Source organism: Vibrio crassostreae, assembly GCF_024347415.1.
Lineage (GTDB): Bacteria > Pseudomonadota > Gammaproteobacteria > Enterobacterales > Vibrionaceae > Vibrio > Vibrio crassostreae.
On the sequence record NZ_AP025476.1, the window covers coordinates 2,148,710 to 2,162,152 of the forward strand.

Here is a 13,443-nt window from a genome sequence, read left to right on the forward strand (position 1 = left end):
TTGATGTCTTTTCGAATATAAATTTAAATAGAGGTAATAATGGAAGACAATATTTGTGGGATAGTAATGCCGATTTCATCAATAGATGGTTGCGGTGAATCTCACTGGAAAGATGTATATGGAATAATCGAAGAAGCGGTCAAAGATGCTGGCTTTGAAGCTAACATGGTTAGTAGGTCCGATGACGTAGGGGTAATTCAAAAACGCATTATCCAAAATCTATACGAAAATCCAATTGTCGTGTGTGATATCAGTGGTAAAAACCCTAATGTAATGTTTGAGCTTGGTATGAGGCTAGCTTTTGATAAGCCAACGATTATTGTTAAGGATGAGGAAACTTCGTACTCATTTGATACATCTTCAATAGAGCATATTGAGTATCCACGTGACCTGCGCTTCACAGAAATAGTTAAGTTTAAGGATAAATTAAGAGATAAGATCGTTAATACTCTGCAAAAGTCAAAAGACGACCCAAACTACACCACTTTCCTCAAACACTTTGGCGAATTTAAAATTGCTAAGATTGACACTAAAGAAGTTTCTAGCGATGAGATTATCTTAGATGAACTGAAAAGTTTGAAATCTGCTATTGCAAGTATGGAGCACCGTCGTACTCCCACTAGTAAAACACAATCCAAGTATGACGTAGTTGTATGCGCAAGAAAAAGTTCTCTTGAAGCTCTCAATTTTGCTTCTAACGAAATAGAACAAATGCCTGAGGTTACAATGATTACAAAGCGAAGACTGCCAAACAATCATTACCATTTGTATATTAACCTTACAGACGACTCTAACAGGTCCGATTTTAGAGATATAGTTCTCGAACTTTTACCTGAATGTACAGTTAACTTAAAACGCACTTAGTTTCTATTGGGCGCCAAAGCATTCTTTCCTATATAGGCTTCTAGCGGAGCCTATATTATTCCTTGATATTCGTTATTGTCCTAACATGTGCGTCGAGGTCTTTATTTCTAGTTCAGACAGAATCCCCAAAAGTGTAATCCCTGTTAGTATTCGTTGCGGCTTCCCTACTTGGCCTGTTAGCAGATCTACCCTGACGGAAAGCATTTAACTGTTCCCAATCTTCACTAATGCTTGGTTCCCAACTCGTTTAGTTTACTGAACACGGCCATAGCCTCTCACTCCAACACCCCATAAACCTTTAGATGGTTTCGCCGATCTTTAAGCCACGGAAACGTTTGTCTCCATTAAGTTCTAACGTATAACGATTAATTACACTTCAGCCCTTGTTTACACTTTTATTGCCTCCATATTTTCCATACAATCCTAAGCGATTATAAATAAAAACAATTTCAATTTCGGAGTCCTCATGAGCGACGTAAAGCACTGTAATTTATTGATTCTTGGTTCTGGCCCTGCTGGCTATACAGCTGCAGTGTACGCTGCTCGTGCAAACCTAAACCCTGTACTTGTTACGGGTATGCAGCAAGGTGGTCAGCTTACAACCACAACAGAAGTGGAAAATTGGCCGGGTGATCCTGAAGGTTTAACGGGTCCAGCTCTAATGGATCGCATGAAAGAGCACGCAGAGCGCTTTGAAACAGAGATCCTGTTTGACCACATTAACGAAGTCGATCTTTCAAACCGACCTTTCCGTCTTAAAGGCGATTCTGGCGAGTACACGTGTGATGCATTGATCATCTCAACGGGTGCATCGGCTAAGTACTTGGGTTTAGATTCTGAAGAAGCATTCAAAGGCCGCGGCGTTTCTGCTTGTGCAACGTGTGACGGTTTCTTCTACCGCAACCAGAAAGTAGCGGTTGTGGGTGGTGGTAACACGGCTGTTGAAGAAGCACTTTACCTATCTAACATCGCGTCTGAAGTTCACCTAGTTCACCGTCGTGACACGTTCCGCGCTGAAAAGATTCTTGTTAAGCGCTTAATGGACAAAGTAGAGAACGGCAACATTGTTCTTCACACTGACCGCACGCTAGACGAAGTTCTAGGCGACGACATGGGCGTAACGGGCGTTCGTATTAAAGATACTCAGTCTGATAAGACAGAAGATATCGAAGTAATGGGCGCGTTCATTGCTATCGGTCATCAACCGAACACGGAAATCTTCAAAGGACAAGTTGATATGAAAGATGACTACATCATTGTTCAGTCAGGTCTTGAAGGTAACGCGACACAAACCAGCATCCCAGGCGTGTTCGCTGCAGGTGATGTAATGGACCACAACTACCGCCAAGCAATCACTTCTGCTGGTACAGGTTGTATGGCTGCACTGGATGCTGAACGCTTCCTAGATGGCCTAAACGATAAGTAAATCTGAGATTGCAGTTTTGATTATCGGTGCTCTCGCCTCAGTAGATGCAGGGCGTCATCACATTTTGTTGTAAATCCCTAGAGCCCAGTGGTATATCCACTGGGCTTTCTTTTGTATACTAGCCGCCCTCAACAAATAATAATTATCATTAAGCCTTCATAATGGATAAGAAAAAACAACGCAGCTTGAACAAGTGGCTTAAGCAACAGAGTAAGTTAGCGAAACGCTGGCTTATGATTGCGATTAGCCTTGGCGTACTTTCAAGCGTGTTCTTAATTGCTCAAGCAGCTCTTCTCGCCTCTATTCTTCACCAGCTGATCATCGAGAATGTCGATAAATCTGAACTGGTTGGTCATTTCGCAGGCTTGGCATTATCGGTCGTTGGCCGTGCTGGCTGTACATGGGGACGTGAAATCGCAGGTTATCGCTGTGGTGAACAGATCCGTGTCTATATAAGGCAACTCATCCTAGATAAACTACGTGAGTTAGGCCCTGCTTACATTAAAGGTAAACCTGCCGGTACGTGGGCAACGCTGTTGCTAGAACAAGTAGAAGACATGCAAGACTTCTTCTCTCGTTACCTTCCTCAGATGTCTCTGTCGGTAATGATTCCATTCATTATTTTGGTTGTGGTATTCCCAGTAAACTGGGCAGCAGGACTGATCTTCTTGATTACTGCTCCACTGGTACCGATGTTCATGGCACTTGTTGGTATGAAAGCGGCCGATGCAAACCGTAAAAACTTCAAAGCGCTGCAGCGTCTTTCTGGTCACTTTTACGACCGTTTACAGTCAATGACAACCATTCGTCTATTTGACCGCACCAACGCTGAAACAGAAGTTTTGAAAGGTGCATCTGAAGTGTTCAGAACGCGCACGATGGACGTATTGAAAATCGCTTTCTTGTCTTCTGCGGTACTTGAGTTCTTCACGTCTATCTCTATCGCGATGACGGCGGTTTACTTTGGTTTCACCTACATCGGTGAACTGAACTTCGGCCACTACGGTGCAGGCATTACGCTATTCGCAGGTTTGTTTATCCTTATCTTGGCACCTGAGTTTTACCAACCTCTGCGTGACTTAGGTACGTTCTACCACGCGAAGCAACAAGCAGTGGGCGCTGCCGAAAGTATTGTTGAGTTCCTAGAAACCGACATCACTAAGGTTAAATCAGGTGACACTCAACTAGACCCTGCTCAAGGCATCAATATTGAGGCTCAAGACCTGAAAGTGTTGAGCCCTGAAGGTGTTCAACTGGTTGGCCCTATCTCGTTTGCGCTTAATACTCGCCAGTCGACTGCATTAGTTGGCCCAAGCGGTGCGGGTAAAACAAGTTTGATCAATGCCATTCTTGGTTTCATGCCTTATGAAGGAAGCTTGAAAATCAATGGTGTTGAACTGCGTGACTTAGACTTGGCATCTTGGCGCAAGACGATCAGCTGGGTTGGTCAAAACCCATTATTGCTTCACGGCAGCATTCGTGACAACGTCACTCTGGGTAAGCAAGATATCACCGACCAAACTGTTCAAAATGCACTTGAGCAATCTTTTGCTAACGAATTTGTAAGCGAGCATGGCTTGGATTACATGATTTCTGATCGTTCGGGTGGCCTATCTGTTGGTCAATCTCAGCGTTTGGCTTTGGCTCGCGCAATGATTCAAGACGGCCAGTTCTGGTTGCTCGATGAACCGACTGCCAGCCTAGATACTCGCAGTGAGCAGCTCGTGATGAAAGGCATCAACAGCAACATCGAAAGTCGCACTGCCCTGCTTGTGACGCACCAACTTGCTCCTCTTCAATCGGTCGATAACATTTTGGTTATGCGCGATGGTGGTCTTGTGGAACAAGGTCATTACTCTCAGCTTTCGACTGCGGGTGGTTTATTCGAAGAGATGCTTAACGCGAACTTAGCTCAACAAGACAATAAGGGTAATTTAGATGCGTGATTTACTGCCTTACCTGAAACTCTATAAAAAGCATTGGTTTGGCCTATCGCTAGGCATGCTATTGGCTTTTGCTACTCTGTCGGCTTCTATCGGCTTGTTAACGCTATCGGGTTGGTTCATTTCAGCTTCTGCGGTTGCAGGCCTTACGATTGCGCGTGAAACCTTCAACTACATGCTACCGGGCGGTGGTGTTCGTGGGTTGGCAATGAGCCGTACTGCGGGTCGTTGGGGTGAACGTGTTGTGAGCCACAATGCGACATTCAAGCTGCTGACTGATCTGCGTATCTTCTTCTTCAAGAAGCTGGCTCCGCTGATCCCAGGTCGTATTTCAAACCTTCGTGACGCTGACCTACTTAACCGCTTGGTTGCTGACGTCGACGCTATGGACCACGTGTACTTGCGCTTAGTAAGCCCAGTGACGGTGGGTGTGTTGGGTATCTTCTTCCTGACGCTGTTCTTGATGTGGTTCGATAGTTCGCTTGGTTTGATCTTGGGTTCTATCCTTCTGATCATGCTGTTGGTTTGGCCTATCTTGTTCTACAAGCTGGGTAAGCGTAACGGTGGTGAGCTTACACAAAACAAAGCAGACCTTCGTGTTACCACTCTTGATTGGATTGAAGGCTACAGCGAACTGACTCTGTTCGGTGCAGAAGAGCGTTACCGTAATGCAATTCTAGAGACACAACACAAGCTGATGGCGAATCAGTTTGTGAACGCTAACCTAACCGGTATGGCTTCAGCAGCACTAATGTTGTTCAACGGTTTAACGCTGGTTCTTATGCTTTGGCTTGCGGCTGATGGCGTGGGTGGCAATGCTCCAGACCCGTTCATCGCGCTAATGGCGTTCGCTACTATGGCAAGTTTTGAATTGTTGATGCCAATTGCAGGCGCGTTCCAGCATTTAGGTCAAACTCTGTCTTCAGCACGTCGCTTGAACGAGGTTATTCTGTCAGAGCCTGAAGTTCAGTTTGCTGAAGAGAAGCTCGACATCAATAAGCCGCTTGATATTACGTTCTCAAACGTGACGTTCAACTACCCTGATTCTGAGCGCAACGTTCTGAACGCTGTTGACCTAACAATCCCGGCAACGAACAAGGTTGCGATTGTGGGTCAAACGGGTTCTGGTAAATCGACACTGATTCAGCTTCTAACTCGCTACTGGGACCCGAAAAAGGGTTACATCTCTATCGCGGGCATTGAGCTAACACAATGGAACGAGTCACAACTGCGTGAATCGATCAGTGTGGTAAGCCAACGTGTCGACATCTTAAATGGCACGTTGCGCGACAACTTGTTGATTGCAAAACCAGACGCTAATGATGATCACCTAGCTAACATCCTTAAAGACGTTGGCCTAGAAAAGTTGCTTGAGAATACTGCTCTTGATAGCTGGTTAGGTGACGGCGGTCGTCAACTGTCTGGTGGTGAGAAGCGCCGTATTGGTATTGCACGTGCAATCCTTCATGATGCCCCTATCCTGCTTCTTGATGAGCCTACAGAAGGCTTAGATAAGCAAACTGAGCAGAGCATCATGGCTCTGTTCGAGAAGCATTTTGAAGGCAAGACGGTTATCTTCATTACGCACCGTTTGATCGGTTTGGAATCGATGGACTCTATCGTTCTGATTGAACAAGGCGAGATTGTAGAAAACGGCTCTCACGAGACACTGTTGAACGAAGAAGGACGTTACTTCCAACTTCGTCAGGCAATCTAGCTTCTCCTTAAGCTATAAAGAAAACCATTCAAAGCCCGAGTTTATGCTCGGGCTTTTTGTTTGTCTGTGATCCTAGTTTCGAGCAGCTCAAACAGATAACCACCGCCAATCACTTATTGCTTATTTGTAAGCACTATTAATACATTACTTACAAAAGCTTACTAAGAGCAAATGCCATTTCTTGTAACATGCTGGCTTTATAGCTTGCAGATAACTTGGTCCCCTATGGTATACAAACTCACAATTCCAACTCTTGTTCTGACTACGATGCTCACTGCATGCGGCGGCAGCGACAGCAATAACACGAGCGCGTCAAAGAATGTAATCGATGCATCAAGCGCTAGCTCAGTGGTTAGTTTAGGAAGCAATTACTCACTACAATTCAGCGTGAAATCGATTGCTGCGGGTACAGACAAAAACGTGAACATTGATATTACTCAGTATGGTAATACACAAAAAGCGAGCGGCAATTTCGCGCAAGTTCACGGTATTCCTGAGCGCAATTACAAAACCCAAAACGATGCTGATATTACCTTTTCAGTAACGGCAACAAACTCTGCAGGAAAAACGTTTAGCGTTGAAAACTTCGATATTTACTACGAAAACTTTAACTCAACAACGACACCTGAAATGCTTGCTATCGCAGAGGTCGAAAACAACATAAACAACATCATTCGATGGAAAAAAGCGGATACCGTGACTATCAATAAGCAGTTCATTATTGATAACAGTGGCATCAAATTTAATATCGACCAAATGAGACCTATGAACCTTTATGTTCGTGTCGGTAACACTTTAAGTAATGGCATTCAATTTGTACCGTACTTCGCTCAAAGTAATTCTGAGGTGTTCGCTCGTGTACCAACTAACGACTGTTCTGTTATCACAAATACCACGGGTGATTTGCTCGCCAATGGCATCAAGCAACGCACATGCGTAGAAGCACACGGTTATAAGATTCCACTGTTGATTGAAGACCAGTCAAAAAATAACGGTGCAGCAAAAGTCGCTCACGTTAAGAACATCATGCAGTACTACCTAGATAGCTTCCCAGCAGAAGTAACTAAGGCTATTTACGACAGTAAAGCTACCATGGGATTCTTTTACGATGATGAGTGGTCTGACAGAGATGGAGGTGACTTCTTAGATGAAAATTACCGTTTCCAAGATCTGTTTGCGACAGAAACAACTGACACATCGAATCGCGAAAACAAGCCTGACTTAGTGACTCAAAGAGACGCTGCGTTCGAAGAGATTATTCACTTTGTTCACGATTACGGTGTGATGAACTTAGCGGTACAATCATCTTCATCGAAATGGGGAATAATGCAAAAAGAACTCGATGAGCTCAATGAAAAAGCGATTCTTGCAGGCTCTTACTTTCCTAACGGTAAAGACTCAACGATTGTCGAAGCTGATTTAGACGCTGAGTCATACGACCAAGAGTACCTAGCCTACTCTCTTTATGCCTACTACGACCTGAACTATAAGGGTTACAGCGCCCAAGAATTAAGTTCTGCAACTTTCACAGAGCTACAAGCTAATGACCCTGCGATGGTTACATTTATGGAGCAGTACTTCCCTACTCGTGCGGCCCTTAAAGCTAAGTTCCCAGGTTACCCGAACAACTAGCTGGGGTTCATAACTCTGACTAGCACGCACAAAAAAGCCGAATGTGGTATTCACATTCGGCTTTTAAATAACGTTCTCGCGGATTAACTTAGTACGTTTTAGGGACCAAATTAATCACTGTTCGCTAAGCGCTTACAGCTTGAAGCGGCTGATTTCGCTTTCTAGCTCGTGAGACAGTTCAGAAAGCTGCGCAGCTTGCTCTGCAGCTTGGTGTGCTTCGTCCGCTAGCTCGTTAGATACGTCACGGATTCCCTCAGTGTTACGAGTGATCTCAGACGTTACAGACGCTTGCTCTTCTGCAGCAGAAGCAATCTGTGTTGCCATGTCGCTTATGCGTTCAACAGCAGCATGGATTTGCGTTAGGCTTGCAGCCGCTGAGTTCGCATCATCAACACTGGTTTCAGCAAGTGTACGGCTATCGTTCATGATGTTAACCGCTTTGCCTGTTGTACCTTGTAGCAACTCAATCGTTTGTTGAATTTCTTGCGTTGAACCGTGTGTACGTTGGCTCAGAACTCGAACTTCATCCGCTACTACTGCGAAACCACGACCTTGCTCACCGGCACGTGCAGCTTCAATAGCGGCGTTAAGTGCAAGTAGGTTCGTTTGTTCTGCAATACCTTGAATGTTAGACAGGATAGCGTTGATGCTGTTGCCGTGCTCTTCAAGCTCTAGAATCACGTTGGTTGCGATTTGAACTTCTTGAGCAAGGTTTTGGATAGAGCTTTGAGTCTGTGTCACTTGACCAGTACCGTGCTCACACGCGCCAACCGCTTCAGATGAGTTCTGTGCAGTATGGTCTGCGTTACCCGCGATCTCTTGTGTTGCTGCAGCCATTTCGTTAACGGCTGTTGCTACCATGTTGATCTCGTCTTGTTGCATTTGGATACGAGCACTACGTTCTTCAGCTTGAGAAGCCGTTTGACGTGCTTGGTTGCCTAGCGCAGCAGATACTTCGCTTAGCTTGATCACCATGGTGTGCATATTGCCCACAAAACGGTTGAAGTTTGCAGCAAGCTGACCAATTTCGTCGTCGCTCTTAGGCTCAAGACGTTGAGTAAGGTCGCCCTCACCTGAAGCAATTTCTTCAAGAGCAGCTGAAACACGGTTTAGGTCGCGGAATAGGAAGCTCACTAACCAAGACACAAGTACGATTACAATTAGCGTGATAATTACAGCAGTGATGATCAGCTGAGTAAGTAGCGTTGAGTGGTTCGCTTCTTCTGTTGCTTTGTCCATCTGAACCGCGAAGATCCAGTTACTGTTAGGTACCTTCGTGAAGTAAAGCAGCTTCTCAGCACCGCGCTCTTTGATGATCTCGATACTACCCGTACGCACTGCGTTCTCGATAATAGGCATAGAGATGTCATTAGAAAGTTGGCTTACCGGCTTCAAGCTTAATGCTGAATCTGGGTGAGCTAGGAATGTGCCGTCAGAGGCATCAATTAGCATTGCGTATGCATTGTCACCAACATCAAGGCTGATGACATCGTTAACCAATTGGTCAATAAGTACGTCTGCACCAACAACACCAACAAGTTGGCCGTTGTGGCGAACAGGTTCTGCAATCGTTACTAGAAGCGCTTTAGTAATCGCATCTTGGTAAGCAGTGGTGATGATTTGCTTACCTGCAGCGTTTGCTTCTTGGTACCAAGGACGTTGACGAGGATCATAATCTGCACGATTACGTTCAGGGTGTGAACGGTACATCCCGCCTTCTGGAGTACCTAAAAAGATATCGTCAAAGCCACCCGCTACACGAGCTTGCTTGAGGAAAGGAACAACATCACTTTCTCGTGAAAACTCATTAAATGCTGATGCGATATCGGTACGGATATCAATCCAGTTCTTAATACCTTCAGATGCTGCTTCAGATACGCTTTCAGCTCGTAGGTATACGCCATTACGAGTCTGTTCAAATAATTGGTTTGCTGACAACCAAGTCAACGCTGTAGCCATAACGACAAAGCAGATAGGCTAGCACCTATCAACTTCTGCTTTAGTGTTAGTTTCATGTCAAAGTTTCACGAGTGGTGGGAAATCCCGCGCATACTACCCAATATCAGTATTAAATTCGAGCGATTTCACAATTTAATATCGGAATATAATTTTAAGCAAACCATAAGCTTACCTAGTGTCAATTCCTTGGCTTGTCGCCAAATTTAAGGCGCTATTTACTATGTGATTATTAGAAATAATGTCAAATTTAGTACGGTAAAAAAACAAAAAGGCAGAAGAGTTTCCTCTTCTGCCTTCATATTATTTACCGCTCTACTGCGTATAAATTGCAGTAGATTTTAGCTTAGAAAGCCTAGCGTTTTTCTGTACGCATACCCATTAGCAAGCTCACACACATCAGTAATAGAATGATGGTGAATGGCAATGCCGTCGAGATTGCACCCGCTTGTAGAGCTTGTACTGCTTCAGTACCACCAACCCACAATAGAGCGACAGCAATCGCACCTTCAAGGAACGCCCAGAACACACGTTGAGGCACAGGCGTATCAACTTTACCACCCGCGGTGATGCTATCGATTACTAGAGAGCCTGAGTCAGACGATGTAATGAAGAAGACTAAAACCAATACAACCGCAATGATTGAAAGCAGAGTACCAAATGGTAATACATCAAACATTTGGAACATCGCTAGCGATACATCGGTTAAACCTTCTTGACCAAGAATACCAATGTTATTCACGATTTGGTCAATCGCCATACCACCAAACACTGACATCCAAATGATAGTCACGGTAGTCGGTACAATCAGTACTGCTGTGATGAACTCACGAACCGTACGACCTTTAGAAACACGAGCGATAAACATACCTACGAATGGTGACCATGAGATCCACCAAGCCCAGTAGAATACAGTCCAACCGTGTAGCCAAGCTTCATCTTCACGGCCGTGAGGGTTACTCAGCGGAATGATGTTTTCGATATATGCCATCAATGTTGTTGGGATTGAACCCAGCGTCACTGCATAACCGATTAGCGCAACTAAGATCAGCAGTAAGAAAGCTACTAGCATATTGATATTACTGATAACTTTAACGCCACCATCAATACCACGAAGTACGGAGACAACCGCTAATAAAGTCACCACTGTAATAACAATGACTTGCAGCCCTAAGCCCGCTTCAATACCGAATACATGCTGAATACCACTTGCCGCTTGTTGTGCACCTAGGCCAAGCGATGTCGCCAAACCGAATAGGGTTGCAAGAACTGCAAGAATATCAACAATGTGACCTGCCCAGCCCCAAGCTCTATCACCTAAGATTGGGTAAAAGATAGAACGAATTGAAAGAGGTAATCCCTTGTTGTAAGAGAAGAAAGCAAGTGACAATGCCACTACACCATAAATCGCCCAAGGGTGCAGTCCCCAGTGATACATGGTTGCACCTAGTGCTAGCTTAGCCGCTTCTGGTGTATTCGCTTCAACACCTAACGGCGTTTCATACCAACCTGTGTAGTAAGCAGCTGGCTCCGCCACACTCCAGAACATCAAACCGATACCCATACCTGCAGCGAACAGCATGGACAACCAAGACATGAATGAGTAATCAGCGGTTGCATCAACGCCACCTAGGCGGATTTTACCAAATGGAGAAACAATCAAGCCCAAGCAAAAAATAACGAAAATGTTACCGGACCAGATGAACAGCCAATCAAATGAATTGATAATTTGCCATTTAACACCATCTAGTGCTGCCTTTGCTGAAGCGGTATCTGTAAGTAGAACACCGATCAAGAACAAGGCGATAAGTCCCGCACTGATACCAAATACTGGGTTATGAACATCAAAACCCCATTTTTGGACGTTATCTTGACCAACAGTGTAATCCGTACTGTCGATACTGTATTTATCTATACCTTTAGTCATTATCCCTCTCTACGGAATACTAATAGGGTCTATTGACCTCGTATCCCTTACTTACCTGCGACTTAATTACAAACTCGAACATACAATCCAAGTAGTACAAGTTGTTGTCACAATAATTCAAATACTTGGATGTCTGAAGTTTAGCAGGTTAACTTGTTGTTTTCAGTAAACCAGAATCGGTTCGATGAAATTACAAACAAAATTCACGTAATTACTCAAGTTTATGACGAAAAAAAGGCCGACCATGCCGACCTTTTTATCAAAAATACTTTTAACTCAAAGCATTTTGATGCTTAACCAATTGATTTTCAGTTCGTAAACCTAACAATAAGCTTAGGCACATAAGCAATAATATGAAAGCAAATGGTAGCGCCATTGATACCGTTCCAGCTTGTAATGCTTGAATAGATTCCGTGCCACCAACCCACAATAGAACCGCTGCAATCGCACCGCCCATCAACGCCCAAAATACGCGTTGTGGAACAGGGGCATCGACTTTACCGCCAGAGGTAATACTATCGATAACCAATGAACCTGAATCAGACGAGGTGATAAAGAACACCATAATCAACCCAATCGATACCACTGAAAGCACAGAGCTCATTGGCAGTGCATCGTAAGTATGGAAAAGAGAAAGTGTAATATCTTGCAGACCATTCACACCAATCTCACCCACCTTGTTCGCCACTTGATCAATCGCGATACCACCAAAAATAGCCATCCAGATGATGATTACGGTCGTTGGGATGAACAATACAGCAACGATGAATTCACGAATCGTACGACCTTTAGAGATACGAGCGATGAACATGCCTACGAATGGAGACCAAGACATCCACCACGCCCAGTAGAATACCGTCCAACCTTGCATCCACGTTTCATCATCACGACCATGAGGATTACTTAAAGGAATGAAGTTTTCAATGTAGCCCATTAGAGCGGTTGGGATAGCTTTAATACCCGCCATGCCACCAGCGATGGTTACGAAGATAAGCAAGCCCAAAGCAACCAGCATGTTCACGTTACTTAGTACTTTTACGCCACCATTGATGCCACGAACAACGGACATTGTCGCTAAGAAAGTGACCACTGCGATAACAACCAGTTGCATGCCAATACCGCCATCGGTACCAAATACATGGTTAATACCACTTGTTGCTTGCTGAGCACCTAAGCCCAATGAAGTTGCAAGACCAAACAGTGTTGCAAGCACAGCCACGATATCAACAATATGACCAAACCAACCCCAAGTTCTATCACCTAAAATCGGGTAGAAAATCGAGCGAATTGAAAGAGGCAGACCTTTATTGAAAGTGAAGAAGGCAAGCGCTAGAGCAACAACAGCATAGATAGCCCAGCCGTGTAAGCCCCAGTTATAAATGGTTGCGCCTAGCGCTAATTTAGCGGCTTCAGGTGAATATGCTTCGACACCTAATGGCGTTTCATACCAACCCGTGAAGTAAGCCACTGGCTCAGCCACACCCCAGAACATCAAACCAATACCCATTCCCGCGGCGAATAACATCGACATCCAAGATAGGTTGGAGTGCTCTGCTTTGGCATCATTGCCACCAATACGTATCTTGCCATACGTGGAGACAATGAGGGCAAAACAGAAAATAACGAAGATGTTTGCTGCCCACATGAAGAAACCATCGAAGTTACCGATGACTTTCCATTTGATTCCATCAAGCGCCGCTTTTGCGGTATCAGGGTCTGCGACTAGAAGTGCCAGAAGGAAGACAATGATCGCTCCTGCACTGATTCCAAATACTGGGTTATGAACATCGAACCCCCATTTCTGAACGTTATCTTGTCCTACTGTATAATCGGTATTTTCAATACTATACCTATCTTTTACAGGCTCCATGCTTCCTCTCTAATTTGCAGCGCACTGTTTGCAACATTGCATTCGGCGCTTAAATTTCGAAAAGAAGAATATCAACCTGTCGCAAAAATACTAAAAAAACCTCCATAA

General features: G+C 44.5%; 7 protein-coding genes and 2 pseudogenes. 5 read left to right on the top strand and 4 right to left on the bottom strand.

What is annotated here, in order from left to right; all coding sequences use genetic code 11:
- Window positions 1-39 precede the first annotated feature (39 nt).
- Entirely contained in the window at window positions 40-864 is an 825-nt protein-coding gene (locus tag OC193_RS09590) for a hypothetical protein (protein WP_048663610.1), read from the top strand.
- Window positions 865-936: 72 nt separating this feature from the next.
- Here OC193_RS09590 and OC193_RS09595 read toward each other — a convergent pair.
- Window positions 937-1,102: pseudogene (locus tag OC193_RS09595) on the bottom strand (regulator); the annotation flags it as partial.
- A 228-nt stretch (window positions 1,103-1,330) separates the two neighbouring features.
- Here OC193_RS09595 and trxB point away from each other — a divergent pair.
- The 4 genes from trxB (at window position 1,331) to OC193_RS09615 (ending at window position 7,582) form a co-directional block, all read left to right on the top strand.
- Window positions 1,331-2,290, top strand: coding sequence for a thioredoxin-disulfide reductase (gene trxB, locus OC193_RS09600; protein ID WP_012603688.1), 960 nt, complete (start codon window positions 1,331-1,333; stop codon window positions 2,288-2,290).
- 161 nt (window positions 2,291-2,451) lie between these two features.
- On the top strand, window positions 2,452-4,236 hold the full coding sequence (gene cydD / locus OC193_RS09605; protein WP_048664748.1) for a heme ABC transporter permease/ATP-binding protein CydD: 1,785 nt from the start codon (window positions 2,452-2,454) through the stop codon (window positions 4,234-4,236).
- Entirely contained in the window at window positions 4,229-5,950 is a 1,722-nt protein-coding gene (gene cydC / locus OC193_RS09610; RefSeq protein WP_048664747.1) for a heme ABC transporter ATP-binding protein/permease CydC, read from the top strand. Before cydD ends, cydC begins: the two co-directional genes overlap by 8 nt.
- 225 nt (window positions 5,951-6,175) lie before the next feature.
- The gene (locus OC193_RS09615; protein ID WP_048664746.1) at window positions 6,176-7,582 is read left to right on the top strand and encodes a hypothetical protein; all 1,407 of its coding nucleotides are present in this window, start codon (window positions 6,176-6,178) and stop codon (window positions 7,580-7,582) included.
- A gap of 132 nt (window positions 7,583-7,714) precedes the next feature.
- On the opposite strand, the pseudogene OC193_RS09620 reads toward OC193_RS09615, so the two are convergent.
- From OC193_RS09620 to OC193_RS09630, 3 genes and pseudogenes are all read right to left on the bottom strand, one after another.
- Window positions 7,715-9,597, bottom strand: a pseudogene (locus OC193_RS09620) (methyl-accepting chemotaxis protein).
- Window positions 9,598-9,893: 296 nt separating this feature from the next.
- The gene (locus OC193_RS09625) at window positions 9,894-11,465 is read right to left on the bottom strand and encodes a BCCT family transporter (protein ID WP_048659559.1); all 1,572 of its coding nucleotides are present in this window, start codon (window positions 11,463-11,465) and stop codon (window positions 9,894-9,896) included.
- Window positions 11,466-11,736: 271 nt separating this feature from the next.
- A complete protein-coding gene (locus OC193_RS09630) occupies window positions 11,737-13,335 on the bottom strand; it encodes a BCCT family transporter (RefSeq protein WP_048664745.1) in 1,599 nt (532 codons plus the stop codon).
- Window positions 13,336-13,443: the final 108 nt, after the last annotated feature.

What these genes read in the sequence shown, in the direction of transcription:
- cydC (WP_048664747.1), top strand. Translation starts at nt 4,229, where the DNA reads ATGCGTGATTTACTGCCTTACCTGAAACTCTATAAAAAGCATTGGTTT.
- OC193_RS09615 (WP_048664746.1), top strand. Translation starts at nt 6,176, where the DNA reads ATGGTATACAAACTCACAATTCCAACTCTTGTTCTGACTACGATGCTC.
- OC193_RS09625 (WP_048659559.1), bottom strand. Translation starts at nt 11,465, where the DNA reads ATGACTAAAGGTATAGATAAATACAGTATCGACAGTACGGATTACACT.
- cydD (WP_048664748.1), top strand. Translation starts at nt 2,452, where the DNA reads ATGGATAAGAAAAAACAACGCAGCTTGAACAAGTGGCTTAAGCAACAG.
- trxB (WP_012603688.1), top strand. Translation starts at nt 1,331, where the DNA reads ATGAGCGACGTAAAGCACTGTAATTTATTGATTCTTGGTTCTGGCCCT.
- OC193_RS09630 (WP_048664745.1), bottom strand. Translation starts at nt 13,335, where the DNA reads ATGGAGCCTGTAAAAGATAGGTATAGTATTGAAAATACCGATTATACA.
- OC193_RS09590 (WP_048663610.1), top strand. Translation starts at nt 40, where the DNA reads ATGGAAGACAATATTTGTGGGATAGTAATGCCGATTTCATCAATAGAT.